General features: G+C 74.6%; 24 protein-coding genes and 1 pseudogene. 10 read left to right on the forward strand and 15 right to left on the reverse strand.

Annotated features, from left to right (window positions below; genetic code table 11):
* Positions 1 to 43: 43 nt before the first annotated feature.
* The 3 genes from FHX44_RS37380 to FHX44_RS37390 form a co-directional block, all read right to left on the reverse strand.
* Positions 44 to 1573: a hypothetical protein gene (locus FHX44_RS37380; RefSeq protein WP_212612825.1), complete on the reverse strand. Its 1530-nt coding sequence runs from the start codon at positions 1571 to 1573 to the stop codon at positions 44 to 46.
* A gap of 52 nt (positions 1574 to 1625) precedes the next feature.
* Positions 1626 to 2006, reverse strand: coding sequence for a hypothetical protein (locus FHX44_RS37385; RefSeq protein WP_147260069.1), 381 nt, complete (start codon positions 2004 to 2006; stop codon positions 1626 to 1628).
* 151 nt (positions 2007 to 2157) lie between these two features.
* Positions 2158 to 3237: a glycosyltransferase family 2 protein gene (locus FHX44_RS37390; protein WP_246170803.1), complete on the reverse strand. Its 1080-nt coding sequence runs from the start codon at positions 3235 to 3237 to the stop codon at positions 2158 to 2160.
* 302 nt (positions 3238 to 3539) lie between these two features.
* Between FHX44_RS37390 and FHX44_RS37395 the strand changes: the two genes are divergently transcribed.
* From FHX44_RS37395 to FHX44_RS37415, 5 genes are all read left to right on the forward strand, one after another.
* On the forward strand, positions 3540 to 4385 hold the full coding sequence (locus FHX44_RS37395) for a glycosyltransferase family 2 protein (protein ID WP_170309200.1): 846 nt from the start codon (positions 3540 to 3542) through the stop codon (positions 4383 to 4385).
* A 118-nt stretch (positions 4386 to 4503) separates the two neighbouring features.
* Positions 4504 to 5214, forward strand: a complete 711-nt coding sequence (locus FHX44_RS37400; protein ID WP_147260071.1) for an energy-coupling factor ABC transporter permease — start codon at positions 4504 to 4506, stop codon at positions 5212 to 5214.
* Positions 5211 to 5570: a PDGLE domain-containing protein gene (locus tag FHX44_RS37405; protein ID WP_147260072.1), complete on the forward strand. Its 360-nt coding sequence runs from the start codon at positions 5211 to 5213 to the stop codon at positions 5568 to 5570. The genes FHX44_RS37400 and FHX44_RS37405 overlap by 4 nt, the downstream gene beginning before the upstream one ends.
* A complete protein-coding gene (gene cbiQ, locus FHX44_RS37410; protein WP_147260073.1) occupies positions 5570 to 6349 on the forward strand; it encodes a cobalt ECF transporter T component CbiQ in 780 nt (259 codons plus the stop codon). The genes FHX44_RS37405 and cbiQ overlap by 1 nt, the downstream gene beginning before the upstream one ends.
* A complete protein-coding gene (locus tag FHX44_RS37415) occupies positions 6346 to 7119 on the forward strand; it encodes an energy-coupling factor ABC transporter ATP-binding protein (protein WP_147260074.1) in 774 nt (257 codons plus the stop codon). The genes cbiQ and FHX44_RS37415 overlap by 4 nt, the downstream gene beginning before the upstream one ends.
* On the opposite strand, the gene FHX44_RS37420 is transcribed toward FHX44_RS37415, so the two are convergent.
* From FHX44_RS37420 to FHX44_RS37435, 4 genes are read right to left on the reverse strand one after another with little or no spacing between them, the layout of a single operon-like run.
* Positions 7109 to 7603 carry a GNAT family N-acetyltransferase gene (locus FHX44_RS37420; RefSeq protein WP_147260075.1) on the reverse strand — a complete coding sequence of 165 codons (495 nt, stop codon included), beginning with the start codon at positions 7601 to 7603 and terminating at the stop codon, positions 7109 to 7111. The two genes, FHX44_RS37415 and FHX44_RS37420, sit on opposite strands and share 11 nt — an antisense overlap.
* A 32-nt stretch (positions 7604 to 7635) precedes the next feature.
* A complete protein-coding gene (locus FHX44_RS37425) occupies positions 7636 to 9027 on the reverse strand; it encodes an SPFH domain-containing protein (RefSeq protein ID WP_246170804.1) in 1392 nt (463 codons plus the stop codon).
* A 30-nt stretch (positions 9028 to 9057) separates the two neighbouring features.
* A complete protein-coding gene (locus FHX44_RS37430; protein ID WP_147260076.1) occupies positions 9058 to 9492 on the reverse strand; it encodes an NfeD family protein in 435 nt (144 codons plus the stop codon).
* A 46-nt stretch (positions 9493 to 9538) separates the two neighbouring features.
* A complete protein-coding gene (locus tag FHX44_RS37435) occupies positions 9539 to 10351 on the reverse strand; it encodes a DUF3097 domain-containing protein (RefSeq protein WP_212612826.1) in 813 nt (270 codons plus the stop codon).
* Between the two features lie 141 nt (positions 10352 to 10492).
* On the opposite strand from FHX44_RS37435, the gene FHX44_RS37440 reads away from it, so the two are divergent.
* Positions 10493 to 11314, forward strand: a complete 822-nt coding sequence (locus FHX44_RS37440; RefSeq protein WP_147260077.1) for a hypothetical protein — start codon at positions 10493 to 10495, stop codon at positions 11312 to 11314.
* Positions 11315 to 12213: 899 nt separating this feature from the next.
* On the opposite strand, the gene FHX44_RS43595 is transcribed toward FHX44_RS37440, so the two are convergent.
* The 5 genes and pseudogenes from FHX44_RS43595 to FHX44_RS37460 all read right to left on the reverse strand — a co-directional run bounded on the left by FHX44_RS43595 (position 12214) and on the right by FHX44_RS37460 (position 16061).
* Positions 12214 to 12804 carry a M20/M25/M40 family metallo-hydrolase gene (locus FHX44_RS43595; RefSeq protein ID WP_425469170.1) on the reverse strand — a complete coding sequence of 197 codons (591 nt, stop codon included), beginning with the start codon at positions 12802 to 12804 and terminating at the stop codon, positions 12214 to 12216.
* Positions 12767 to 13342: pseudogene (locus FHX44_RS44360) on the reverse strand (M20/M25/M40 family metallo-hydrolase); the annotation flags it as partial. The gene FHX44_RS43595 and the pseudogene FHX44_RS44360, both read right to left, overlap by 38 nt.
* Positions 13339 to 14640, reverse strand: a complete 1302-nt coding sequence (locus FHX44_RS37450; protein WP_147260078.1) for an MFS transporter — start codon at positions 14638 to 14640, stop codon at positions 13339 to 13341. The gene FHX44_RS37450 and the pseudogene FHX44_RS44360, both read right to left, overlap by 4 nt.
* Before the next feature lie 77 nt (positions 14641 to 14717).
* Positions 14718 to 15206 carry a GyrI-like domain-containing protein gene (locus FHX44_RS37455; protein WP_147260079.1) on the reverse strand — a complete coding sequence of 163 codons (489 nt, stop codon included), beginning with the start codon at positions 15204 to 15206 and terminating at the stop codon, positions 14718 to 14720.
* 36 nt (positions 15207 to 15242) lie between these two features.
* Complete coding sequence (locus FHX44_RS37460; protein ID WP_147260080.1) at positions 15243 to 16061, reverse strand: SDR family oxidoreductase; 819 nt, start codon at positions 16059 to 16061, stop codon at positions 15243 to 15245.
* Positions 16062 to 16101: 40 nt separating this feature from the next.
* Between FHX44_RS37460 and FHX44_RS37465 the strand changes: the two genes are divergently transcribed.
* A complete protein-coding gene (locus tag FHX44_RS37465; protein ID WP_147260081.1) occupies positions 16102 to 17070 on the forward strand; it encodes a LysR family transcriptional regulator in 969 nt (322 codons plus the stop codon).
* On the forward strand, positions 17067 to 17759 hold the full coding sequence (locus FHX44_RS37470) for an SDR family NAD(P)-dependent oxidoreductase (RefSeq protein WP_147260082.1): 693 nt from the start codon (positions 17067 to 17069) through the stop codon (positions 17757 to 17759). Before FHX44_RS37465 ends, FHX44_RS37470 begins: the two co-directional genes overlap by 4 nt.
* Positions 17760 to 17762: 3 nt before the next feature.
* Here FHX44_RS37470 and FHX44_RS37475 read toward each other — a convergent pair whose 3' ends face one another.
* Positions 17763 to 18617 (reverse strand): class I SAM-dependent methyltransferase, encoded by an 855-nt coding sequence (locus FHX44_RS37475; protein WP_147260083.1) that lies wholly within the window; start codon positions 18615 to 18617, stop codon positions 17763 to 17765.
* A gap of 117 nt (positions 18618 to 18734) precedes the next feature.
* Between FHX44_RS37475 and FHX44_RS37480 the strand changes: the two genes are divergently transcribed.
* On the forward strand, positions 18735 to 21854 hold the full coding sequence (locus FHX44_RS37480) for an ATP-binding protein (protein ID WP_147260084.1): 3120 nt from the start codon (positions 18735 to 18737) through the stop codon (positions 21852 to 21854).
* A gap of 21 nt (positions 21855 to 21875) precedes the next feature.
* Here the strand turns inward: FHX44_RS37480 and FHX44_RS37485 are convergent, their stop codons facing one another.
* Positions 21876 to 22949, reverse strand: coding sequence for a coiled-coil domain-containing protein (locus FHX44_RS37485; RefSeq protein WP_147260085.1), 1074 nt, complete (start codon positions 22947 to 22949; stop codon positions 21876 to 21878).
* A gap of 204 nt (positions 22950 to 23153) precedes the next feature.
* On the opposite strand from FHX44_RS37485, the gene FHX44_RS37490 reads away from it, so the two are divergent.
* A complete protein-coding gene (locus FHX44_RS37490) occupies positions 23154 to 23900 on the forward strand; it encodes a phosphotransferase family protein (protein ID WP_212612828.1) in 747 nt (248 codons plus the stop codon).
* A gap of 40 nt (positions 23901 to 23940) precedes the next feature.
* Here the strand turns inward: FHX44_RS37490 and FHX44_RS37495 are convergent, their stop codons facing one another.
* Positions 23941 to 25359, reverse strand: coding sequence for an FAD/NAD(P)-binding protein (locus tag FHX44_RS37495; RefSeq protein ID WP_147260087.1), 1419 nt, complete (start codon positions 25357 to 25359; stop codon positions 23941 to 23943).
* Between the last annotated feature and the right edge of the window lie 134 nt (positions 25360 to 25493).

Consider the following 25493-nt stretch of genomic DNA (forward strand, 5'->3'; position numbering starts at 1 on the left):
GGCGTGCGGCCGCGGCCCGGGTCCCCGCCGCGGTCGGTCGATGTCACGGTGCACGCACCTCCACGTCGGTCCGGCGCGCCGCCGGGATGACAAGCACGGCGGCCGCACAGGCCACCTGGACGATGATGTAGCCGATCGCCACGAGCCGCAGCTCGGTGACGCCCACCGCGCCGACGGGCAGGGCGATCGCGACGACCAGCACGAGCACGGCGCCGAACAGCTGGAGCCGGTCGAATCCCACCCCGTGGCCGAGGGCCTGCCGCACTCCGAGCTCGTGCGTGACGACGAGCCGGAACGCCAGCCCGAGCAGCATGAGCCTCAGCAGGTCGCCCGCCTCGGCGTAGGCCGCGCCGAAGGCGGTCAGGAGCGGGCCGGCGAGTGCCACACCGAGCGCGATCACCGGGAGGAACACGATGAGCAGCCGCCTGCGGGCCCGCGCGACGAGCTCCGCGGTGCGCCGTGGTTCGCGGACCACGGCAGCGGACAGCGCGTGCACGGTGTACGCGGCCGCGAGATCGACGACGACGAAGACCTGCCACGCCACGAAGAACGCCGCGCCGGTCTCGGGCCCGAACCGCACGGTGACCACGACCGGGACGAGGTGGTAGAGCAGCGCGGCCCCGACCAGCGAGAGCGCGGCCGGGGTGGCCACCTCCCCTGCCGGCACAGGCGTGCGGGCGACGAGCACCGGTACGAGGGCGATGCCGAGCACGACGCAGGCACCGATCGGGCCGAGCCAGGACAGCACGACCCCGTACGCGCCGAGTCCGGCCACCCCGCAGAGGGCGACGAGCGCGCCGATCTGCGCCGGCACGAGGAGCGCGCTGCGCCAGAGCACCCATCGCGGCTTCCCGGCCGCGACCAGCACGCCGTCGTGTGCGGAGAGGACGCCCCAGCCGGCGCACCCGAGGGCAACGAGCAGCGGGCCGGTGATCGGCGCGAGCCCAGGGGCGGCGGCAGCCGACCCGAGCCGCGGCACCAGCAGGCCGCACCCCAGCCCCACGACCGCGGACACCGGTGCGACCACCGGCAGCGCCAGCCATGCGAGGCGCCCTGGCCGCTGCCGGCGCATCGACCGGATGGCCAGCGGGGCGAGCCCGCCGACGAGCAGGAGGAGCGACACCACGGGCTGGGCGTCGCCGACGCCGTCGATCGGCACGAGATGCGCCGCGACGAGCCACCCGATCAGGGCGCCCGCCGAGCCGATCAAGGCGCTCAGGGCCATGGCACGGCCGTCCGGGGCCCCGCCGCCGGGCCGGACGACCGGGATGCCGTCGGTGTCGGCCTCGCTGTCCGGGTCGACGCTGTCCGGGTTGATGCCCTCCGGATCGGCGCCGACCGGGTCGACGCTGCCGGGATGGCCCGAGGCGGCGCCGTTGACGGTCGGGATGCGGTGGGTTTCCGGGCCGACCTGCAGGAGCTCCTCGGTCGGCGCGCGGGACGGGTCGAGAACGACGGTGGGCGGGTCCTCGCGGGGATCGGGGTGCGTGCGACCGAAGTGGTCGGGCCGCACGACCGCCGCCTGCAGAACCAGGTCCCCCCGTGCGGTCGGTGTCGATTGCCGACGGCTCACGACACCGCGACCCGCCACGGCCCGCTCACGCCCGTGCGCCTCCTGCCCCTCGTCACTGGGCCACCACCGCGTGTCTGAGCAGGAACGGGACGCTGACGACCGTGATCGCGTACAGCGCGAGGTCGGTCCGCCAGAACGCCGCGTTGACCATGATCTGGGCCACCAGCAGCGTGACGGCCACGCCGACGCCGATGGTGAGCAGCCACACGTGGGCTGCGGGGGCCCGTCGCAGGAATCCTGCTGCCGCCCAGCCGGGCCCCAGGACGAGGAACCCGATGGTGAGGACGATCCTGAGGTCTCCGAGGAATCCGCCGGTGGTGCCCAGCGCGTTGAAGGTGCAGGCCGCGATTCCCGAGATGACGAGCACCAGCGCCACGTAGCGCCGTGCGACACGAGCGCGTGTCAGCACCGCGTTCGAGGGTGGCATGGTCACCGTCTTGCTCCGTTCATCGCCTCGCCACGCCCCCTGGCGGCGCGGCCCAACCGCACGTGTTCGACGGGAGGCGCGGGCACACCCGACCGACCGGCGAGTCTAGCCGGGTGACCCTGAGAGAATGCCCGGCGCCCTGGCGTCCGGCCCTCGGTCAGGAGGCCTCCTCCTCGAGGGCGAGGCGCAGGCTCACCCCGTCGCGCGTCTCGCGCACCGGGCCGTCGACCCGTGGCTGGCTCTCGATCCGCGTCTGCGGCATCGGGCGCCGCTCCACGGGCTCGCCGGCCTGTCCGTTGGCCTCGGTGGGGGCCTGGGCGTGGACCTGTCCGTTGACCTGGCCGCCCCGCGCGCCGTTGACCGGCGCGGTGGTGCCGGGCGGCGGCGTGCGCACCGGCTGCGGCTGGGGCTGCGGCGCGGGCGGCACCACGGGGATGCCCCCGGCCGGCGTGAGCGCGCGGGCCTGCTCCTCGACCTGCACCCGCTCGGCCTTCCGGCGGGCCGCCCGCCGCCGCTCGGCGGCGAGCGTGCGCAGCACCCGGGTGCCGTCGGCGAAGGTGCGGAGGTTGGTCTGGCCGAAGATCCGCTCCCGCTCCATGGACGGCACCTCGGTGATCTTCAGACCGGCGGCGGCGACGCGGCAGTTCAGCAGGGTCTCGATCTCGAACCCGTCGCCCCAGAGCATGCTGCCGTCGGCCGGGGCGGGCGTGTCGATCGGCGGCAGGTCGAGCACCGGGAGGATGTCGATCCAGAAGGCGTTGTAGCCGTAGCACAGGTCGGTGTAGCTCGTGCCGAACAGCGCGTTGGCCACGCCGTTCAGCCCGGCGTTGCCCGACTTGCGCAGGAGCGTGATGTCGTCGCTGCCCCCGCCGCGGACGAACCGGCTCCCCTTCGCGAAGTCCGCACCGTCGATCAGCGCCCTGACGAACGCCGGGATCTCGGCCGGGTCGGCCGATCCGTCGGCATCGAACATCACGATGACGTCCCCTGTTGCGGCCGCGAAGCCGCACGCCATCGCGTTGCCCTTGCCCTTGCGCGTCTGAGTGATGACCTTGACCCATGGCAGGACCCGCTGCGCGGTCTCGATCGTGCCGTCGACCGAGTTGCCGTCGACGACGATGATCTCGTGCACCGCCGGCCGCACCGCCGCGATCGCCGGCAGCACGACCTCCAGGTTCCTCGCCTCGTTCCGGGTCGGCACCACCACGGAGACCCGCGGGTTGCCGTTCCGCTGCATCGCCTTTCTCCCCCCCACCGCGTCAGCGGCGTGCTCGCGCCGTTCAGATCGCTGCTGCCCGTAGCCACCGCCGGAGACGTTCGTCATCACCGGGCTTATCTCCGTTGGCACCCGTCGCGTTACGTTACGTTTCTGCGACGGGGAGCCCTCCTTTCGGCGACTCTCCACTGCTGCATTCGGCCGGGGCGGTTGTCGTGCGTCGGGCGCACTCTACGGACATCCGACGATCTCCGCCGTCCAGGGTTCCACCCCTCCGGGTGGTGCAGGACGGCGGTTCGGCGGGCAGCGGTACCGTCGCCGCCGTGCTGCCGATTCCCAGCGTCTCCGTCTGCCTGCCGGTCTACAACGGCGAGCGCTTCCTCGCCGAGACGATCCGCAGCGTCCTGGACCAGACCTACCGCGACTTCGAGCTCGTCGTGCTCGACAACGGCAGCACCGACCAGAGCGGCAGCATCGCCCGCTCCTTCGCCGACCCGCGCGTCCGGATCGAGCGCAACCGCGAGACGCTGCCGCAGGCGGACAACTGGAACCGGGTCGTGGAACTGGCCCGCGGCCCGCTGATCAAGGTGGTCTGCGCCGACGACCTGCTCCACCCCCGCTGCCTCGAGCTCCAGGTCGCGCCCATGGACTCCGACCCGGGGCTCGCCGTGGTCGCCGCGCGCCGGCACATGATCGACGAGCAGAGCCGGGTGATCGTTCCGCGGCGCGGCCTGAAGGGTCTCATCGGCGTCCACACCGGAGTGGAGGTGGCCCGGCGCGTCGTGCGCAGCGGGTCCAACCCGATCGGTGAGTCCAACAACGTGCTCTTCCGGCGCGACGACTTCTTCACCGTCGGGGGCTGGAAGACCGACCGCGCCAACGTCATGGACATCGACCTGTGGCTGCGGTTGCTGCAGCTGGGCGACTTCCTCGGGCTGCCCGAGACGCTCGCGGCGTTCCGCATCTCGAGCGACAGCATCTCCTCGCACAGCGACGAGGAGCTCTACACGCAGCAACGCATGCTGATCGAGGAGATCGGTGACTCACCGTATTTCCAGGTCCGCGGCATCGACCTCGCGGTCGGCCGGGCGCTCGCTCCCGCAGGAAGGGCCCGCAGGCGCGCTCTCTACACCCTGTCGAAGGTCGCCTCCCGCGGGAACGGCGCCTGACGACGCCCGCGCCGCGTCGGCTATCGCACATCACTTGCGACTGCCGCTTTCCCGCGCCTGCGTCTAACCTGGGCCGGTCATCCGAACCGGGTGCCCACCGCCGCGCGAAGGAGGTCGCATGGTCTCCGCCACCCAGATGCCCTTGGCCATGCACATGAGTGACGGGCTCGTGAACGCGCCCACCGCGGTGGGCTTCGGCCTCGTCGCGGTCGTCGGTCTCGCGATCGCGGTGCACCGGGCCCGCGCCGACCTCGACGACCGCACGGCGCCGATGGCAGGCCTCGTCACCGCGTTCGTCTTCGCCGTGCAAATGATCAACTTTCCGATCCTGCCCGGCGCCAGCGGGCACCTGCTGGGCGGGGCGCTGGTCGCGATCCTCGTCGGCCCGTGGGTCGGATCGCTCTGCATCGCCATCGTGCTCGTCGTGCAGGCCTTCCTGTTCGCCGACGGCGGGCTCACCGCGCTCGGCACCAACATCGTCAACATGGCGCTGGTCGGCGTGCTCGCCGGCCATCTGGTCGCCACGGCGCTGCGCCCGCTCGCCCGCCGCGGCCGCGCGGGCCTGGTCACCACCGCGTTCGCCGCCGCGCTGGTCAACACGGTCGTCGCCGCACTGGCGTTCGTCGTGGAGTACGCGATCGGCGGGGCGGGCGGGGCGTCGCTGGGCACGGTCGCCGTGCTGATGCTCGGCCTGCACGTGCTGATCGGCATCGGCGAGGGGGTCATCACCGCGGCCACGGTCGGGGCCGTGGCGGGCGTGCGGCCCGATCTCGTGTACCTGCTCCGCGGCGCGGCCGCCCCGCTCGAGGTGCGCGGGAGCGCGTCGTGAGCGCCCCGGCCGGCAATCGCAGGGCCGCGGGGTTCTTCCTGGGCTTCCTCGCCGTCGCCCTGCTCGTCGCCGGAGGCCTGTCCTACTTCGCCAGCCCCGATCCCGACGGTCTCGACACCGTCGCGCTCAACGGGTGCGACGTCGTGGAGACCGACGCGGGCGAACAGCTCGAGGGCACCTGCATCGCGCAGCACGCCGAGGACCACGCCCTCGCCGGCAGCCCGCTGGCCGACTACTCCGTCGGCGGCGGCGATGGCACGGTCGGGATGGCCGGGGTGATCGGCGTGCTCGTCACCCTCGTCCTCGCGGGCGGCCTGTTCTGGCTGCTGCGCCGACGGTCGCCCGGGAAGGAGTAGTGAGCGCGGGACACGCCCACCCGCTCTACCTTCCCCGGAGCTCGCCGGTCCACCGGCTCCCGGCCGAGGTGAAGATCGTCGCGGCGTTCGCGGTGGTGCTGTGCGTGGTGGCCACCCCGCGCGAGGCGTTCGGAGTGTTCGGCGGCTACCTGCTGCTGCTCGCGGCCGTCTGGACGATCGCGCGGATCCCGCCGGGCTGGATCGCGCGGCGCGCGCTCATCGAGGCGCCGTTCGTCGTGCTCGCGGTGCTGCTGCCGATCACCGGTGGGGCGCCCCATGTCGAATGGCCCCTCGTCGGGCAGCTGAGCCTGACGCTGTCGGAACCGGGGCTGCTCGGCGCGTGGAACATCCTGGTGAAGGGCACGCTCGGCGTGCTCACCTCGCTCACGCTGGCCGCCACCACCCCGCTGCGCGACCTCCTCCTCGGGCTGCAACGGCTGCACGCGCCCGCGCTCGTCGTCACGATCGCCACGCTGATGCTGCGCTACGTCGACGTGATCATCGGCGAGGCCCGCCGGATGCGGCTGGCCCGCATCTCCCGTGGGCACGACCCGCGGTTCCTCTGGCAGGCCGGCGCCACGGCTCGTGGCGTCGGATCGCTCTTCGTCCGTTCCTACGAGCGCGGCGAGCGCGTCCACCTCGCGATGCTCTCGCGCGGCTGGACCGGCCGGATGCCGCCGCTGTCCGACGCCCGGACCAGCCGTGGGCAGTGGCTCGCCGGGCTCGCCCCAGTCCCGGTCGCCGTCGCGCTGGCAACCGCGGGTTGGATGCTGTCATGAGCACGGTGCCCGACCCGGCCGCCACCGCGGTGGCGGCCACTCCCCCGTCATCACTCGAGGTGCGCGGGCTCGCCTTCGCCTACCCGGACGGGCACCAGGCCCTCTACGGGGTCGACCTCACCGTGCGCCGCGGCGAGCGGGTGGCCCTGCTCGGCCCGAACGGCGCTGGCAAGACCACGCTGGTGCTGCACCTCAACGGCATCCTCACCCCCGGGCGGGGTTCGGTCGCCGTCGGCGGGCTACCGGTCGCAAGAGCGCACCTGCGCGAGATCCGCAGGCGCGTCGGCATCGTGTTCCAGGACCCCGACGACCAGCTGTTCCTGCCGACCGTCGGCGAGGACGTCGCGTTCGGCCCGGCGAACTTCGGGGTCAGCGGCGCCGCACTGGCCGCGAGGGTGGACGCGGCGCTCGCCGCCGTCGGGATGGGCGAGCACCGCGACCGCTCGCCGCTGCACCTGTCCGGCGGGCAGCGCAGGCGCGTCGCTCTGGCCACCGTGCTGGCGTGCGAGCCGGAGATCCTCGTGCTCGACGAGCCGTCCACCAACCTGGACCCGGTGGCCCGCCGCGAGCTCGCCGAGGTGCTGCTCGGGCTGGACACGACGATGCTCATGGTCACCCACGACCTGCCCTACGCGCTGCAGCTGTGCCCGCGCAGCGTGGTGCTCGACGACGGCGTCGTGGTGGCCGACGGACCCACGCGCGAGCTGCTCGCCGACGCCGACCTGCTCCGCCGCCACCGCCTCGAGCTGCCCTACGGCTTCAGCCCGTGAGCGGGGCGTGCATCATCTGGACCAGCGGGCGGAACCCGACGCGCTCGTAGAGGCGCACGGCGCCCGCGTTGTCCGCCGCCACGCTGATCGACCAGTGGCGGCAGCCCCGCGCCTCCAGCTCGGTCCGCACCGCGCCCAGCAGCGCCGTGCCGACGCCCGCGCCGCGGGCCTGCGGCGAGACGGCGAGCGACTCGACGTCGCCCCGGACCGGCCCGAGGTCGAACGTCGGACCCGACGGCAGCAGCCGGCACATCGCGTAGCCGACCACCTCGTCGGCGCCTTCCCTGTGGGCGAGGAAGAGCAGGCCGCTGCCGTCCCCCAGCCACGACGCGTACTCGCGGCGGCGCCGTTCCCACGCCTCACCCGCCGGCCGCACCGGCACCCGCCCGGCCACGACGGTGCGGTGGTGCTCGACCATCGCCTTCCACAGCGGTGCCAGCGCGTCGACGTCGCCGAGGGCTCCCGGGGTGATCTCGATGTCCACGTCCGGAGCCTAAGCGGCAGCGGACGTGTGCCTCACTGCGGCGGCGGGGCCGGGTAGCCCGGGCGCGGCCCGCCGTTGCCCCGGACACCGCCCCGGTCGGTCGGGACCTGCGGGATCCCGTGCGGCGGCGTGGGCACAGCGCTCTCCGGCTGCCGAGTCTGCGTGGGCGACGGGGTGGGTGACGGGGTGGGCGACTGGGGCCGTCCCTCCCGCGGAGTGGCCGCGCCGTAGGCGGGACCGGGCTCCGACGGGGCGCGCGGCGCCGAAACGGTCTGCGGAGACGGGGTGGCGGGGATGGGTGCGCCGATCGGCGGCACCTCCTTGCGCGCCTGCGCCTCGGCGTCGGCGACCACCTTCGCGATCTCGGGGTCGCTCGCCGTGTCGAACCATCCCTTGATGGACTCGTCGTCGTCCTCCGGCTTGGTCAGCGAGACCGTGTCCTCGACCGGCGAGGGTTCGAACCGGAACACGCCGTCCTCGCCGGGCACGCCGAGCATGCGGGTGAACCCTTCGAGGGCCTTTCCGAAGTCGGACGGCACGATCCAGACCTTGTTGGCCTCGCCCTTCGCCATCTCGGGCAGCGTCTGCAGGTACTGGTAGGTGAGCAGTTCGGGGGTCGGCCGGGCCGCCTTGATCGCCGCGAACACCTTCTCGATCGCCTTGGCCTGACCCTGCGCCTGCAGGTACTGCGCCGCCCGCTCGCCCTGCGCCCGCAGGATGCGCGACTGCCGCTCGGCCTCCGCGTTGAGGATTGCGGCCTGCTTGGCGCCTTCCGCGGTGAGGATCTGGCTCTGCTTGTTGCCCTCGGCGCTGCGGATCGCCGACTCCCGCTGGCCCTCGGCCGTGAGGATCATCGCCCGCTTCTCGCGGTCGGCCTTCATCTGCCGCTCCATCGACTCCTGGATCGACGCGGGCGGGTCGATGGCCTTGATCTCCACGCGCCCGACCCGGATGCCCCAGCGGCCGGTGGCCTCGTCCAGCTCGCCGCGCAGGACGGTGTTGATCTGGTCGCGGGAGGTGAGCGTGCCCTCGAGGGTCATCCCGCCGACGACGTTGCGCAGCGTCGTGGTGGTGATCTGCTCGACGCCGGTGATGTAGTCGGAGATCTCGTAGACGGCGGCCTTCGGGTCGGTCACCTGGAAGTAGACGACGGTGTCGATGTTCACCGTCAGGTTGTCCTGGGTGATCACCGGCTGCGGCGGGAACGAGACCACCTGCTCGCGCAGGTCGATCCGCTCGCGGACCTTGTCGATGAACGGCACCAGGAACGCCAGGCCCGGCTCCGCGGTTCCCTTGTACCGCCCGAGCCGCTCGATCACCGCGGCCGTGGCCTGCGGGATGATCTGCACCGCCTTGATCAGCGACACGACCACGAGCAACACCAACAGCACCACGACGATCAGCACAACGGTGCCTTCGGTCACGGTAGCCCCCTCTGTAGAGCAGGTCGGAAATCAGTCCTGTGCGACGACGACCGCGGTGGCGCCGGAGATGCTCAGCACGGTGACCCGGGCGCCGGGCTCGATCGCGCCGTGCCCGTCGCTCGTCCGTGCCGACCACAGCTCGCCGCCGATCTTCACGCGGCCGCCGTGCTCGTCGACCGTCGCCACGACGATCGCGGTGCTCCCCAGCAGCGCCTGGTGGTGCATCACGGCGGGGTCGACGCCGCGGTCGAGGCGCCTGCGCAGCGCCGGGCGCACCGCGAACAGCAGCAGCACCGACACGACGGCGAACACGACACCGCCGACCACCGGCCCTCCCACGAGCAGGGACGCCCCACCGGCGGCCAGCGCGCCACCCCCGAGCATCAGGAGCACGAACTCGCCGGACAGCAACTCCGCCACGACGAGCAGCCCGCCGACGATGAGCCAGATCACGGCGGCCGTCATGCCAGCAGATCCTGCCAGACCTGCTCCGGCTCGTGATCGCCTGAGATCAGGTGGTTACGAAGTCGATGAGCTGCTCGACGGCACCGATCAGCGGCGTCTCCAGGTCGCGGTAGGTGCGCACCGCTCCGAGCACGCGCCGCGCGCCGTCGGCGGGCTCGCCCCACCGCAGGGCGCGACAGACGCCGGTCTTCCAGTCGGTGCCCCGCGGCACCTCCGGCCACGCCCCGATCCCCACGACCGACGGCTTCACCGCCTGCCACACGTCGACGTACGGGTGACCCGTGACGAGCACGTGCGGGCCCGCGACCGCGGCCGCCGCGCGGGTCTCCTTGGACCCCTCCACCAGGTGGTCGACGAGCACCCCGAGGCGCCGCTGCGGCCCCGGCTCGAACTCGGCCACGGCGGCGGCGAGGTCGTCCATGCCGTGCATCGGCTCCACCACGACGCCCTCGACGCGCAGGTCGTGGCCCCACACGCGCTCGACGAGCTCGGCGTCGTGCAGGCCCTCGACCCAGATCCGGGCCGCCCGTGCGGTGCGGGCGGTGTGGCCCTGCACGCGCACCGACCCGGACGCGGACCGGGCAGGCGCCGCCGGGGCGCTCCGGGGCACGACGAGGGTGGCCGGCGCGCCCTCGTACAGGAACCCCGCCGGACGCAGCGGGAACACCCGCCTGCCGCCGTGGCGGTCCTCGAGGGTGACGCCGCGCGCGTCCACCCCCACGACGGCACCGCAGAACCCGCTCGCCGGGTCCTCCACCACCAGCCCCGGCTCGGCCACCACCTCCGGGATCTGCTTGCGCGTACGGATGCGGGTGCCGTCGGCGGCGAACGCCCCTCGGTAGTCGTGCGCACGGGTCACGCACCCGTTCTACCGGCCCCGGAAACCCGGACCGGGGCACGACACGCCGGGTCACCGCGCGTGAGCTGCGGCAACGGAGCGTGCCCGCGTTCACCCCGAGGCGGCAGTGCTCTCCCACTCGGACGTGGATAGCCTGACGCTGTGCCCTGCCCCTCCGCCACCTTCACCGTGTGGGCCTCGGCCTGGCTCGTGGGCGCCGCCGCGCCCGACGACGTGCTCGACGCGCTCGCCCCGTGGGCGGACGCGCACGACGTCCAAGCCGCCGATTCGGACACTGCGCAACTCACCAACCTCCCCGCACCCGGGGAGCCGGTGAGCTCGCCGACGTTCCTGCTCGCGGCGCTGCGTCGCGCCGCGGCCGGGCGCGCAGCGGCCGGCCCGGCCCGCCTGGTGCTGCCTGCGCCCGGCGACGTGCGCGGGCTGCCCGGCCCGGGGGACTTCAGCACCGCGGCCATCACGGCGGGCGAGGGGGTGCTGTTCCCGGACACCGGGTCCGGCGGTGGGCTGGGGATCGTGCCCACCACCGTGGCCGACGGCGTGCTGCGGTGGACCGTCTACCGGGTGCCGGATCCAGGCCCGCCACCGGAGTTCGTCCCGCTGAGCCACGCGGAGCGCGACCTGCGCGACCAGGTGCGGCAGTCCGCCTCGGTCCTCACCTCGCTCGGGGTCGCCCGGCACCGCCCGGGGGTCCGGGAGGAGATCGCCGCGGCCCTGCGCGCCCGGCCGGCGTCGCTGTGGCCCGCGGGCATGCCGCCGCAGGCGCTGCGCGTCCTGCAGCACGCCGACGAGGTGGAGGCGATCCTGGCGGCGGCGAAGATCGACGATCCGGGTGGTGCCCTCTCCGCGTCCGCCGCCGGCGCACGACGCGAGGCCCTGCGCCCCATCGAGACGGCGGTGCGGGTGGCCCGCCGCGCCGCGGTGGCCGAGGCCGTCCGGGTGCTGGCGAGCAGCCCCCTGGTCTGACGCACCGAGAGTGCTGGCCTCCCGGTTCTTGGCGTCAGGACGCCGGGGGCGGGGTGTAGGCCTCGGTGGGCCGGGCCTCGGGCCTTTGGTGGCGTCTTTTGGTGAGGCATTCGCTCGAGGCCTTCGTGGGCGCCCTCGAGCAGGACCTTCGGATGGGCCTTCGGTGGCCACCTTGGCGCCAGGCCTTCGGTGGCGCCGCGCATCGTGCGGGGCCGCCCCTCAGAGCTCAAGGGCGCCTTCGGCGTCGCTCCGCGATCGCTGCGCGACCCTTGACCTCTGAGCCTCTGCGACCCCTCCGGGCAAGCTACGCGGGCAGGCCGGGGGCCTGCCCGGTGGGCGCGCGGCGCCACCGTAGGCGGTGTGCGCGGACATGATCGAGGCTTCGGTGCCTCTACGGCGGAATCCGGCCGTGAAGGCGCCGAAACGCCGATCATGAGGCCCCCGCGCCCCGATGATCGGCGACTTGGCGCACCCACGGCTGTCCGGGCCGCCGTGAGCGCACCGAGTCGGCGATCTTCCCGCGGTGAGGACCAACCAAGGCCGCGCACCGGGGCCTGATCGGCGATCAAGGCGAAATGGTGGCTAGTTGATCTTCAACGGCGACCATCTGCCCTTGATCGTGGCCGGTCACCCTTTCTCGCGGCCATCAGCCCTTGATCGTCGCTGCAGGCCACACAGATCCGAGCTGCTGATCATGCGCCGGACCGCCTCCTGGCGGCGCCGCGCGCCCCATCGGGCAGGCCCCCGGCCTGCCCCAGCGCATGCCCGAGGGGCCGCAGAGGCTCGCAGGTCAAGGGGCCGCGGACCGGCTCGCGCAGCGACGCCGCAGGCGCCCTTGAGCTGGGAGGGGCGGCCCCGCACGATGCGCGGCGCCGCCAGGAGGGCCGGGTGCGACTCGGTCAGGCCGGGGCGCACCAGCGGTCGAGCAATTCCCGGTAGATCACCACGGTCTCCTCCACCCGGCTGGCGAGGCAGTACTCGTCGACCACGTGGCACTGGGCAGGCTCCCCCGGCCCGAGCACCACGGTGGGTGCGGGAACGTCGTCGGCACCGAGCACCCCGGCCAGGACGGACGCGTCGGTGAAGAACCGCGCGGGCGGCGCCACCGCGTCGGACACGCCCGCGGCCTGCAACGCAGAACGCACCATGCCGACGAACGGCTCGTCGGCTCCGGTGTCCAGCGGCGGCAGCACGACGTGGTCGGCCACGTCCACCTGCTCCCCCGCGAGCAGCCCGACCTGGGCGCGCAGCTGCCCGGCTTCGACGCCCGGCACGGTGCGGATGTCCAGCATCAGCTCCGCGGCGTCCGGCACGACGTTCGGGGCCACGCCGCCACGCAGGACGCCGACGTTCGCGGTGACCGGACCGAAACCGGTCGTCCCGGGGCCAGCCCGCGTGGTCGTGCAGCGCCACCGCCGCCCGCGCGAGCCGGACCACCGCGTTGTCACCCAGCTCCGGTGCGGAGCCGTGGGCGGCGCGCCCGGCGGCACGCAGGCGCATCCAGTGCGCGCCCTTGTGCCCGATCACGAGGGCGTTGGCCGTCGGCTCGGCGACGACGAGTGGGCCGCCACGGGCCATCGCGTCCCGGCCGGGTGCGTCCAGCTCGACCAGCCCGGTGCAGCCGGTCTCCTCGCCGGCGGTGAGCACGAGCTGCACGCCCCGACACGCGTGCGGACGGCCCGCGTGCTCGATCGTGGCGACCACCGCCGCGGCCACGCCGGACTTCATGTCGCTCGCGCCGCGGCCCACGACCTTGTCGCCGTCGCGTTCGGCCGCCCACGGGTCGACCGACCAGTCGTCGGGCTGGACGGGGACGGTGTCGAGGTGGCCGGTGAACGTGAGCGGCGGCCCGTCGCCGCCCGCCGTGCGGGCGACGAGCTGCTCCCGCCCCGGCTCCCACGCGAGCAGCTGGGTGCCGAGCCCGGCCTTCTCCACCAGGGCAGCGCAGTGCCGGGCCGCGGCGCCCTCGCCGCCGCCGACCGTCCGGAACCTGATCAGCTCGCTCAGCAGGCCGAGGACGTCGGTCACCGCAGCACCTCGCCCTTGGTCTCGGGCAGGGTGAGGATCACGGCGAAGGCGATCACGGCGCCGGCGGCGACGTACCAGAAGAACGCCTGGGCGTAGCCCGCGGCGGACAGCGTTTGGATCACCAGCGGGGCCGTTCCGCCGAACGTCGCGACCGTGAGGTTGTACCAGGCGCCGATGCCCAGCCCGCGCAGCTCGGTGGGGAAGAGCTCGCTCATGATCGCCGGCGCGATCGAGGTCATCGCCGTGTAGAGCCCGAGCCCCACACCGAAGACCACGAGCATGTTCCAGAAGCCGGGCCCGATCAGGAACGAGAGCGGAACGATCAGCACAGCCGTGGCGGCGGACCAGACCATGAGCTGCGGCTTGCGGCCGAACCGGTCCGACAGCACGCCCATCGGGTACTGCAGCACCACGAACAGCGCCGTCGCGATCGACAGCGCCGTGAACACCTGGCCGGGGTCGGCGCCGCGCGAGCTCACCGCGAACGGCGTGAGGGCCGAGAAGAACGTGTAGTAGCACAGCGTGGAGAGCAGCGTGAACGCGACGAGCTGCCCCACCGCCTTCGGGTGCTCGGTCAGCGTCAGCAGCAGTGGGTGCTTCACCTGCTGGGCCTTGGCCTTGTTCTCCTCGAACTGCTCGGTCTCCGGCATCGCCCGCCGCAGCCACAGCCCGATGAGCCCGAGCACGCCGCCGAGGATGAACGGGATGCGCCACCCGTACGCGGCCAGCTCCTCGCGGCTCAGCACCGCGGTGAGCAGCGCTCCGAGCAGCGAGGCGGCCAGCACCGCGGATCCGGTGGAGATGTAGAAGAACGACGAGTAGCGGCCGCGTCGCTCCGGCGGCGCGATCTCACCGAGGTAGGCCGAGGCGTTGGAGACCTCCCCGCCCAGCGACATGCCCTGCCCGACGCGCGCGAGCAGCAGCAGGATCGGCGCGAGCCAGCCCACCTGGTCCCACGTCGGCAGGATGCCGATGATGAACGACCCGCCCGCCATCAGGGTGATCGTCAGCAGCATCGCCGTGCGCCGCCCCCGCAGGTCGGCGAACCGGCCGAGCAGCCAGCCGCCCAGCGGGCGGAAGAAGAACGCCAGCGCGTACGCGGCGAACGTGTTGATCAGTGCGAGCGTCGGGTTCTCCGGCGAGAAGATCTGCGTCGCGAAGAAGATGCTGAACGTCGCGTAGATCGTCCAGTCGTACCACTCGATGGCGTTCCCGACCGACGCCGCCAGCAGCGTCCGGACGGGCAGCCGGTGTACCAGCGCTTCCTGGGAGCGGGACGGCGTCGATCGGTCGGACACAGGTCACTCCGGGGGTCGTGACGGACGGTGAGGTGACATTAGGCCACCCGGCCCCCGTCGTCACCCGAGAGCGTGGATCAGTCGGCGAGGCGGAACGCGAGCTTCGTCTCCCACTTGGTCGTGTCCGGCTGCTCTGCGGGATTCGTGAGCAGCAGCTCCAGCCGGCAGCCCCACCGCGTGCCGCGCTCGGTCCCGGTGGCGTCGAAGGTCAGGCCCTGCGCGGCGGCCTCGTCCTGGAACGCCCCGGTGACGGCGATCAGCTCGTCGGGGTGCCCGACGTGCGTGGTGGTGGCGTAGCGGCCGGCCGGCAGCACACCCGCGAGCACCTCGCCGTCACCGTCGACGGGCGCCGCGACCGGTACGCCGGCCTCGACGTCGAGCTCACGCTCCATGTCGATCAGGAGGTAGCGGAAGAACGGCGGGCCCGCCGGGTCGACCCCACGCTCGGCGAGCCACCCGAACAACCCGGGGAGGCGGTCGGCGATCTCGGGGAAGGTCTGCATCGTCACCGTGCGCCGGACCGCGACGTACGGTTGGGCGGGGCGGTCGACGATCTCCAGGTTCATGCTCATGACCGTGTAGACCGGTGGGAGGACGCGAACTCATCGGTCCGCGGCGATCGCCACTTCCGCGCACGCCTCCAGGTCGGCGAGCTGCCCCTGCAGCTTCGCGCGGATCCGCTCGACGGCGGCGCGGCCGAGCGGCAGCCGCAGCGGCGCCGACGGCGCGTGCACGGCGTCGATGATCGCCTCGGCCGCACGGACCGGGTCGCCCGGCTGCCTCCCGTGCTGCGCGGCGAAGCGGGCGCGCAGCGCACCGGCGGGACCCTCCTCGTAGTCCGGGATCGGCGTGGCGTGGTGCAGGGACCGGCCGAGGAACTCGGTGCGGAACGGGCCCGGCTCGACGATCGTGACCCGGATCCCGAACGGCGCTACCTCGCCGGAGAGGGCCTCCGACGCTCCTTCCAACGCGAACTTGCTGGTGGCGTAGATCGCGTGGCCCGGGTTGCCGACCACGCCACCGACCGAGGACATCTGCACGACGTGCCCGCGCCGCCGGGCCCGCATGTGCGGGAGCACGGCGCGGGTGACGGCGAGCGCGCCCAGCAGGTTGACGGCCAGCACCTCGTGGATCTGCTCGTCCGACAGCTCCTCCAGCGCGCCGAGCAGCCCGTGCCCCGCGTTGTTGACCAGGACGTCGATCGGGCCGCCTCCCAGGGCGCGCTCGACCGCCGCCCGCACCTGGCCGGGGTCGGTGACGTCCAGCGGGAGCGCGAGCACGGAGTCCGGGTACTTCTCGACGAGATCACCGAGGGTGTGCGGATCGCGGGCGGTCGCGACGACCGTCTCGCCGCGGGCGAGGAGGGTTTCGGCCAGAACCCGGCCGAATCCGGCGGAGGAACCCGTGATGAACCAGCGCATGCCGCCATCGTGGGCCCGCCGCTACTCATACGTCCAAGACATGTTCGTTCTCGCACTCATCGTCGTGCACCATGAATGCGTGGAGCTGCGCCAGCTCGTGTACCTCGATGCGGTCGTGCGGCACGGTGGGTTCACCCGGGCCGCGGAGCACCTGCGGGTGGCCCAGCCCGCCGTGTCGGTGCAGATCCGCAGGTTGGAGGCCGAGGTGGGGGCGCGGCTGCTGCACCGCACCACCCGCACCGTCGCGCTGACCCACGCCGGTGAGCTCGTGCTGGGCCGCGCCCGCCGGGCGATGGCCGAGCTCGACGCGATCCGCGACGAGCTCGCAGGGCTCTCCGGTGGCCTGCTCGGGCGCGTCCGGATCGGCGCGATCCAGGCGCTCGACCCGTTCGACCTGCCGGCCGCGCTCGCCGCGTTCCACCGCAGGCACCCGGCCGTCGAGCTCGCGCTCTCCTCCGGGGCGCTGCGCCGCCTGCTCGACGGGCTCGACCACGGCGCGCTGGACCTCGCGATCGGTCCCATGCCGCCCGGACTGCCGGCCCGGTATGCCCGCACGCCCCTCTTCACCGACGAGCTGGTGCTCGTCACGGCCCCGGACCACGTCCTGGCCGGCACCGATCCCCTGCCCATGGCCGCGTTGCGCGACGAGCCGTTCGTGTGCCTGCCCGCCGACAGCGGGCTGCGCGCGATCCTGGACCGGCTCGCCGCCGAGGCCGGCTTCACCCCGCGGGTTCCGTTCGAGACCTCGCACCTGCCGCGGCTGCGCGATCTCGCCGCCCACGGGCTCGGCGTCGCGCTGGTCGCGCGGTCGGTGGCCGAGGCTGCCGGTCCGCCGGTGGCGGCGCACACCGTCGACCCGGGTCCGCAGCTGCGCCCGGTCGGCCTGCTGCACCGCACCGACACCGCGCTCGGCGCCGCCGCCGAGGCGTGCCGGTCGTTCCTCGCCCGATGGATGGCACGAACCGACCTTCCCGGGCCGACCGGCACCGACGAAGATCACCGTCCATGAACGGAGATCGGGTGATCGTGGTGACGGGCGGCAACCGCGGGCTGGGCCGCGAGGTGGCCCGGCAGTGTGCCGCGCGCGGGGACATCGTCCTGCTCGGCGCCCGTGATCTCGCCGCGGGCGAGCGGGCGGCCCGCGAGCTGCCGGGGCGGGTGCGGGCGGTGCGGCTCGACGTCACCGACGCGGACGGTCTCGCCGCGCTCGCCGAGGACGTCACGCACACCGAGGGCCGGGTGGACGTCCTGGTCAACAACGCGGCCGTCCACTACGACACCTGGCAGACGAGCGTGACCGTCGACCTGGCCGTCGTACGGGAGGCGCTCGAGACCAACGTGCTCGGCGCCTGGCAGACCACCCTCGCCTTCCTCCCGTTGCTCCGCCGCAGCGCACACCCGCGGGTCGTGATGGTGAGCAGCGAGGGCGGGTCGCTCGCCTCGATGGGTGGCGGCACGCCCGCCTACAACGTCAGCAAGGCGGCGCTCAACGCCCTCACCCGCACGCTAGCGGGCGATCTGCGCCGCGACCGCATCCTCGTCAACGCGGTCTGCCCGGGCTGGGTGGCCACCGACATGGGCGGGCCCGGTGGCCGCCCGGTGGCCGACGGCGCGGCGAGCATCATGTACGCCGTCGACCTCCCCGACGGCGGCCCCACCAGCACCTTCACCAGGGACGGCCGCCCGGTCCCCTGGTGAGGCTCACTTGCTGCCCCACGCGACGAGCAGCTCGCACGGCCCGACGAACCCGTCCGGCCCCTCGAACCGGGCGAGCTCGCGGTGGATCTCCGCCCACGTCTGGTCGCGCTCGGCCGGGGCGAGGCCGGCGAGCATCTGGTGCAGCGCCCCGAACGACTCCCGCTCGAACCGCACGCACTCCGCAGCGCTGGGCAGGCGCAGCGGCGCAGGCACCGCCCGGGCCCCGACGTCCCGGAAACCGGCGCGGCGCAGCAGATCCTCCGCCGCGCCCGGGGCGCCCAGGCTGAACGGGCCCGGCTGGCCCGGCGCGGGGGCGGGCAGCCCGGCCCGGCGCCGGATGATCGACACCGGCACCGCGAAGAAGTCGTTGCGCTCCGGCGTCGAGTACACGACCGCTGCGACGCGCCCTCCCGGCCGCAGCGCCCGGTACATGCCGGCCAGCGCCCGCGTCTGGTCGGGGAAGTAGATCAGGCCGAGCCGGCTGATCGCCGCGTCGAACTCGGCGGCCTCGACGTCGAGCTCCTCGCCGTCCACCTCGCGGGTGCGCACGCGGTCCAGCCCGGCACGGGCGGCCGCCGCGGCGGCGTAGCCGAGGATCGCCGGTGAGATGTCTGTGGCGAGCACGCCGCCCGTGGGGCCGGCCCGGCGGGCGGCGGCGAGCGACTGCCCGCCTGCGCCCGCGGCGACGTCGAGAACCCGGCTGCCGGCCCGCACACCGGCGGCGTCGAGCATGAGGGAGGTCGCCGGGCCGAGCCAGTCCTCCAGGGTGGGTCCCCAGGCGTCCCACGCGGCGGCGGCGTCCTCCCACTGCGCGCGGGTGGTGCTCTTGTAGCGGATGGGGTCGAACGTCGTGGTCATGGCGGGCTCCCGGTCCGGAGTGTCGGTACACCCGTTCGGCGCCAGATCCCCGCCAGGAACGGCCTGGCGGTTCCGTTCGGCGGCCCGGCGGGTCGCCGAGCGGAGCAGAATGCCGCGGTGGCCTTCGTCGGACGGGCCCGCCCGCTGGCCCGCCTCCTCGCCGCCGTGGAGGGTGCGGCCGCGGGCCGGGCGGCGCTGGTGCTGGTCAGCGGAGAGGCCGGGATCGGCAAGTCGACGCTGATCGGCGAGGCCGCCGCGCGCGCAGACCTGCCCGTGGGGTGGGGCACGTGCCGCGACGCGGGCCGCGCGCCCGCCTTCTGGCCATGGTCGGTCGCCCTGCGGACGTTGCTCGATGCCACCGGCCCGGACGACGCGCGTTCCGTCGCCGCCGACGACGCGCCCGAGCTGGCCCGGCTGCTGCCCGAACTGGCCGACGCGGCCGCGATCGCCGACGACGCCGGGCAGACCGAGGCCGCCCGGCTGCGCCTGTTCGACGCCACCGCACGCGTGCTCGAGCGGCTCGCGCGGCGCAGGCCGCTGATCGTCGTGCTCGACGACCTGCAGTGGGCCGACCCGTCCACGCTCGCGCTGCTGGAGTTCGTCGCCCAGCCGCACCGGCCGGTGCCGCTCGCGGTGGTCGGGGCCTACCGCCACGACGAGCTCACCGAGGACGCGGCGCGCACGCTCGCGGTGCTCGCCCGGCGCGGGGAGGCGATCCCCCTGCGCGGGCTCGATCCGCCGGAGGTGCACGACCTCGTGGTGGCGACCGCCGGGGAGACCGGCGGCCGGTGGGCCGCCGACATCCACCGCCGCAGCGGCGGTCACCCCTTCCTCGTGTGCCAGCTCGCCGAGCTGCTCGACGACGGCGCAGGCCCGGGCGCCGCCCTCCCGCCCGCGGCGCAGGACCTGGTCCGCGGGCGGGTGGCCCGGCTGTCCCCGTCCGGCCGGGCGCTCCTGCGGGCCGCGGCCCTCATGGGCAACGAGCTGGTGCCGGACGTGCTGGCGGAGGTCTGCGAGCTGGACGCGGCCATGGTCGCGGCGCTGGCCGACGACGCCGTGCGCGCCGGTGTCCTGGTGCGCGACGGGAGCGGCACGCGGATGGCGCACGACCTGTTCCGGGAGACGGTCGCGGCCGACCTCCCCGCTCCCGAGCGGCTCGCGCTGCACCGCCGGATCACGGAGGCCCTCGAGCATCGGCACGCCCGCGGCGGCGCCGTCGCGCCTGCGGACCTGGCCCGGCACGCCGCGGCCGCCGTCCCGCTGGCCGGCCCGGACGCCGCCGTCCGATGGGCGCGGGTCGCCGCGGCGGGCGAGCGGGCAAGGCTCGCCTTCGCCGAGGCCGCCGCCCACCTCGCCCGGGCCCGCCGCGCCGTCGAGGACGTCGGCGCCGCCGGTGCCGTGCTCGTCGACCTGCTGGTCGAGGAGGGCGACGCCCGAGCCCGTGCCGGCGACCCGGGCGCCGCCCGCGCCGTGCTGGACGACGCGTGGGGCCGGGCCGGAGCACTGGGCGACGCGCAGCGGCGTGGGCACGTGGCGCTGGGCGTCCAGCGGCTCGGGGCCCGGTTCGCGATGCCCCGGGAGGACGTCGTCGCCGCACTCGACGAGGCCCGCTCCGCACTGCACGGCACCGGCACGGCGCTGGAGGCGCAGCTCACCGCGGCGCTGGCCCGGGAGCTGCAGCACTCGGTGCCGGGGCAGCGGCACCGGGCGCGCCCGCTGTCGGAGCGGGCGCTCGCGCTCGCCCACGATCTCGACGACCCGGCGACGCTCGGCGCGTGCCTGCTCGCCCGCCACGACGTGCTCTGGACGGTGGGCCGAGCACACGAGCGGGTCGCCGTGGCGCGGGAGATCGCCGTCGTCGCCGCCCGCGCAGGCGACGCGGAACGGCACGCCGAGGGCCTCCTGCTCACCGCGAACGCGCTGCTGGAGGGCGGCTCGCCCGCGTTCCGGCCTGCGCTGGAGGAGTACCTGGCTGCGGCCGAGCGGCTGGGCCAGCCCCGCCACCGCTACATGGCCCGCACCCGGGAGGCCGCGCTCGCGCTCCTCGACGGCCGCCTCGGCGAGGCCGAGGAACGCATCGCCGCGGCGGCCGCCCTGGGTGAGCGGATCGGCGAGCCCGACGCGGGGAACGTCCGGATGTCCCAGCTGCTGGGCCTGGCCTGGGCACGCTCCGACCCGGAGGAGCTCCGGGCGACCGCCCGCGAGGCCGTGCGGTGGTGGGTCGGCGTGCCGTCGCACGCACACGCCGTGGCGGCCGGGCTGCACGTGCGCGCCGGCGACCTCGACGCCGGCCGCCGCGCGCTGGACACCGTGGTCTCCCTCGGCGCGTGGCGGGAGGACAGCTCCTACCTCTGGTCCGTGTTCGTGGGCGGGATGGCCGCCGCGGCCGCGGTGCTGGGCGACCGGCCGCTGTGCGCGGAACTGCTCCCGGAGCTCGCCGCCGTCGCGGGCACGTGCGGGGTGAACGGCGCGCTCGTCTGCTTCACCGGGAGCAACGCCCACTGGGCCGGCGTGCTCGCTGCCGTGCTGGGCCGCACCGACGACGCCCACCGCCACCTCGGCCAGGCCCTTCACGTGCACCGGCAGCTCGGCGCGGCGGTCTGGGAGGTCGAGACGCGCCGGGCCCTCGCGGCGCTCGACCCGGCTGCCGGGCACGCCGAGCAGGCGGACCGCCTCGCCGCCGACCTCGGCCTGCCCGCGCCGGCGGCCGACGCCGAGCTGCGCCGCGACGGCGACGTCTGGCGCGTCCGGTATCGGGACGCCTCGGCCCACCTGGGCCCCCTCAAGGGCCTCGCCGACCTCGCCACGCTCCTCGCCAGCCCCGGCCGGGACGTGCACGTGCTCGACCTGGTCGACGCCGGCCCGCACGACCGCGCGTCCGGCCCGCTGCTCGACGCCACCGGGGCCGCGGCCTACCGGCGCCGGCTCGCCGAGATGGACGAGGAACTGGCCGAGGCCCGCGCCGCCCGCGACACCGCGCGCGAGGAGCGTTGCGACACCGAACGCGCCGCTCTGCTCGCCGAGCTGGCCCGGGCCGCCGGGCTCGCAGGCCGCGCCCGCACCCTCGGCAGCAGCACCGTCGAGCGGGCCCGCAAGGCGGTCAGCGGGCGGCTGCGGGAGGCGATGAGCCGGATCGGTGCGGTGCTGCCCGAGCTGGGCGCGCACCTGGACCGCTCGGTCACCACGGGCACCACCTGCCGCTACGACCCGCCCGACCGGCTGACCTGGAGACTCTGACCTCGTACCGGCAGTACCTCGTCAGGCGGAGGCGGCGTCGCGGATCGCGGCCGTCACCAGGGCGCGTAGCTGCGCGGTGTCCTGGTCGCGGGCCTGGCGTGCCTCCGCGTGGGCGCGTTCCAGGTCGGCGCGCAGCCGCTCCAGGTCGGCCTCCACGCGGGTGCGCAGGGCCGCCTCGGCGTCGGCGCGTTCCCGCGCTCCGGCCAGCTCCCGATCGGCCCGGTTCCGGGCCTCCCGCTCGGCGGCGAGGGCCGCGGCCGCCTCGTCGCGTGCGGCTCCGGCCGCCGCGAGCTGCGCCCGCGCGTCCGCCAGATCGGCGCGGTGCCGCTCGGCCTCCGCCCGGGCCGTCGCCAGCGCAGCACGGGCCTCGCCCAGCTCCGCGCGGACGGTGTCCACCTCGACCCGGCGCTCTTCGGCGCGGGCGTGCGCCGCGTCCCGCTCGGTGATCGCGCGCTCCGCCCGCACCGTCGCCTCCCGGGCCGCGGCCTCGGCCTCAGCGGCCCGGCGGCCGGCATCCAGGGCCCGCTCCTCGGCCTGCTCCCGCGCCGCGACCGCCTCCTGCGCCTGCTGACGGGCCGCACCGAGGGCCTCGGTGGCGTCGAGGGCCTGCCGTGCCGCCGCCGCGGCGCGCTCCACGGCGGCGGTCTTCTCCTCACCGGCCTGCACGGCCTGCTCCCGCGCCACCCGCGCGTCCCGCTCAGCGCGTTCCCGTGCCTGCTGCGCATCGACCCGCGCCGCCTCGGCCTCCGCGGTGGTGCGGTTGGCCGTCTCCACGGCGGCGAGCGCGCCGCCCTCCACCTCGTCGAGCCGGGCCTGGACGGCCTCGAGCGCCTCGGCGAGGTCCGACACGGGCCCGCGCAGCGCGTCGACGTGCTCCCGCAGGCGGTCGGCGTCCAGCTGGAACGTGGCACGCCCCGCGTCGAGGCCCAGCGCGTCGAGGGCGTCGCGTTCCGCCCGCGCCATCTGAGCGCACGTGCGGCCGCCCGGCCAGCGGGTGTCGCGGCAGAAGGAGCGGCGCCTGCCGCCCTGGGGTCCGGGCGGGGGCAGCTCGGCCCGGCACTTGCTGTAGCCGCAGCGTACGGCCTCGTCGATCATGGTTTCGCAGGTTACACGTTTGTAGTTCAGAAACCCCAGAATCCGGTTGGCGTTTACGCAACCGAACCAACGCCCAACGAAACGAGTGTTTCGTTGGGACAGAGCCCGCTGCGGAGCCCTCCGGGCCATGGGGGGTGGCGCCGGGCAGCGGGACGCAGTCGGTCGCGCGATAACCCGGCGACATCGGTGGTCAGCCGCGCGAACATGGCCGACGTGGACGAGGTCGAGGTCGTCGTCGCCCATCACGAACGCGCGACCCTGCGCGTCGGCGACGTGTTCCTGAAGGTCGATGGTGATCGGACGCGCACCGACGTCGAGGTCGAGGCGATGGCCATGGCGCCGATCCCGACTCCGCAGGTTCTGTGGTGGAAGCCGCCCGTGCTGGCGCTCGCCGCCGTCCCCGGGAGGGCACTCGGCCGCCTCGGCGAGCCGTCGATCGCGTCGTCGGCGGCGTGGGCCGCGGCGGGTGCCGCCGCACGGACGCTGCACGACGCGCCGCTGCCGCCATGGCCCGGTCGGAGCGTCGACGAGATCGCATCGGACCTCGACGACGAGTGCGAGTGGCTCGTCGCGTCCGGCGTCCTTCCCGCCGACGTGGTCACCCGCAACCGCCGGATCGCCGAGGCCGCGCTCCGCCCGTGGACACCGGTGTTCACGCACGGCGACCTGCAGATCACCCACGTGTTCGCCGACGGTGACGAGATCACCGGTGTGATCGACTGGTCCGAGGCGGCCCAGGGCGATGCCCTTTTCGACCTCGCCACCTTGACGCTCGGACACGAGGAGCGCCTCGGCGACGTCGTGGCCGGCTACGGCACCGACGTCGACCTCGACGTGATCCGCGCGTGGTGGTCGTTGCGCAGCCTGCTGGCGGCCCGTTGGCTGGTCGAGCACGGCTTCGACCCGTCCTCGCCGGGCTGCGAGTTCGACGTGCTGAGATCCCGGATGTGAGGCGGCACGAGGCGCGTGCCGTCCTGCCGGGCGAGGGCCGTCAGGGGCCTGCGAGGACCGCGCGTGCGGCAGCGGCCCCCTGGACGGCCAGCCCCGGGATGCTCGAGGTGATGAACGGGCCGCCCCCGGCCAGGTCTCCCACGAGATGCATGCGCGGGTCGGCCGGAAGGAGGCCTCCGGACGGATGCCGGGCGGCCACGCCCATGCCGACCAGGTCGTCCGCGAGCCCCGCCGCGGACGCGGGGACGGCGTGCGGGGACGGGTTCACGGCGTTGACGACGACGTCGGCGTGCCGTCCGCCGTGTGCGGTCTCGACGGCGAACCGTCCGTCGTCCCGGGTGATGTCGCGTACTCCGGCGAGCAGCTCCAGCTGACCCGCGTCGAACAGCTGCAGCAGCCGTACGGCGTTCGTCGGGATCATCGGGGAGGCGACGCTGATCGCGGTCCGGGCCTGGGCGCGCAGCCGGTCCCGATCCCGTTCCGGCAGCAGCCGCCACGCGAACGGGCCGACGGTGTGTGCGGCTGTCTGCAGCACCCGGCGGCCGATCTCGGGGGCGGTGATCGCGGCGATCTGGCGCCGCAGGCGGGCCACCGGGTCCTCGGTACGGGCGGCACGCAGGTCGGCGATCAGCGCGTCGAGGTCCTCGCCCGCGTCCGACATCTCCTCGCGCAGCAGTCCGGCGAGGTGGTCGAGGGCGATCTCGCCGTCACGTGCCAGCGCCCCGACCCGCTCGACGGTCAGGTGCTGCGGCCGGTGAGCGGTCGGCCGTTGCCAGACGTGCGGGAGCATGCCGGTGCGCGACAGCAGGCTGATCCGCCCGGTGTGACCCCGCGCGGCGAGCGAGACGACCACGTCCACGGCGGTCAGGCCGCTGCCGATCACGGCGACGTCGCTGTCGGGCGGCACGTCGTCGAGGGTTCGTGCGAGCGGGTAGGGGTCGCCGACGAATCCCGGAGCACCATCGAGCCGGTAGTGGTCGTGGGGCGTGCCGCCACCGACGCACAGCGCGACCTGGCCGACGACGTGCTCGCGGCCGTCGCCGGTGCGCAGTGCCAGGCGTCCCGCGGCGTGGGCCGCTCCGACCACGGGCGCGGGGACGACGTCCGCCTGCCAGCCGCGTTCCCGCAGGTCCGCGATCGCCTTCTCGGCCGTGTGCTCCAGGTACTCGCCGTACCGGGCGCGCGGGACGAGCGGTCTGCCGATCCCCGGGTCCACGTACGCGTCGTCCCCCGCGCCCAGCCACGAGGCGTAGTGCTCGAAGTCGCCCTCGCGGATCGACATGATGACGGGCGGGGCGTTGACCAGCACCGAGTCCAGGTCCGGCGCGTACGGGCGGCCCCGCCACAGGTGCGGGGACGGCTCGAACACCGTCACGGCCCCCGGCGTTTCCGCTTCCCTCGCCAGTGCGTCCAGCAGTCCGACGGCGGCCGCGCCGCCTCCGATGATCCCGATGTCCATGCCGAGAGACTCGGCGTCGCCGGGCCGTCCCCCCATCCCGCCGTCGCGGGTGTTCTCGCCGGGAATGACCCCCTCGTTCGAGGGGTTGGCGCGAGGAGGCCGGCCCCGCATGCTCGACGACGCGGCCGATCACG

The organism is Pseudonocardia hierapolitana (genome assembly GCF_007994075.1).
Lineage (GTDB): Bacteria > Actinomycetota > Actinomycetes > Mycobacteriales > Pseudonocardiaceae > Pseudonocardia > Pseudonocardia hierapolitana.

Coding starts and splice junctions, on each gene's coding strand:
- FHX44_RS37495 (WP_147260087.1), bottom strand. CDS start 25,359: ATGGACATCGGGATCATCGGAGGCGGCGCGGCCGCCGTCGGACTGCTG.
- FHX44_RS37475 (WP_147260083.1), bottom strand. CDS start 18,617: ATGACCACGACGTTCGACCCCATCCGCTACAAGAGCACCACCCGCGCG.
- FHX44_RS37460 (WP_147260080.1), bottom strand. CDS start 16,061: ATGCGCTGGTTCATCACGGGTTCCTCCGCCGGATTCGGCCGGGTTCTG.
- FHX44_RS37455 (WP_147260079.1), bottom strand. CDS start 15,206: ATGAACCTGGAGATCGTCGACCGCCCCGCCCAACCGTACGTCGCGGTC.
- FHX44_RS37390 (WP_246170803.1), bottom strand. CDS start 3,237: ATGCAGCGGAACGGCAACCCGCGGGTCTCCGTGGTGGTGCCGACCCGG.
- FHX44_RS37465 (WP_147260081.1), top strand. CDS start 16,102: ATGTTCGTTCTCGCACTCATCGTCGTGCACCATGAATGCGTGGAGCTG.
- FHX44_RS37490 (WP_212612828.1), top strand. CDS start 23,154: ATGGCCGACGTGGACGAGGTCGAGGTCGTCGTCGCCCATCACGAACGC.
- FHX44_RS37485 (WP_147260085.1), bottom strand. CDS start 22,949: ATGATCGACGAGGCCGTACGCTGCGGCTACAGCAAGTGCCGGGCCGAG.
- FHX44_RS37430 (WP_147260076.1), bottom strand. CDS start 9,492: ATGACGGCCGCCGTGATCTGGCTCATCGTCGGCGGGCTGCTCGTCGTG.
- FHX44_RS37470 (WP_147260082.1), top strand. CDS start 17,067: ATGAACGGAGATCGGGTGATCGTGGTGACGGGCGGCAACCGCGGGCTG.
- FHX44_RS37400 (WP_147260071.1), top strand. CDS start 4,504: ATGGTCTCCGCCACCCAGATGCCCTTGGCCATGCACATGAGTGACGGG.
- FHX44_RS37415 (WP_147260074.1), top strand. CDS start 6,346: ATGAGCACGGTGCCCGACCCGGCCGCCACCGCGGTGGCGGCCACTCCC.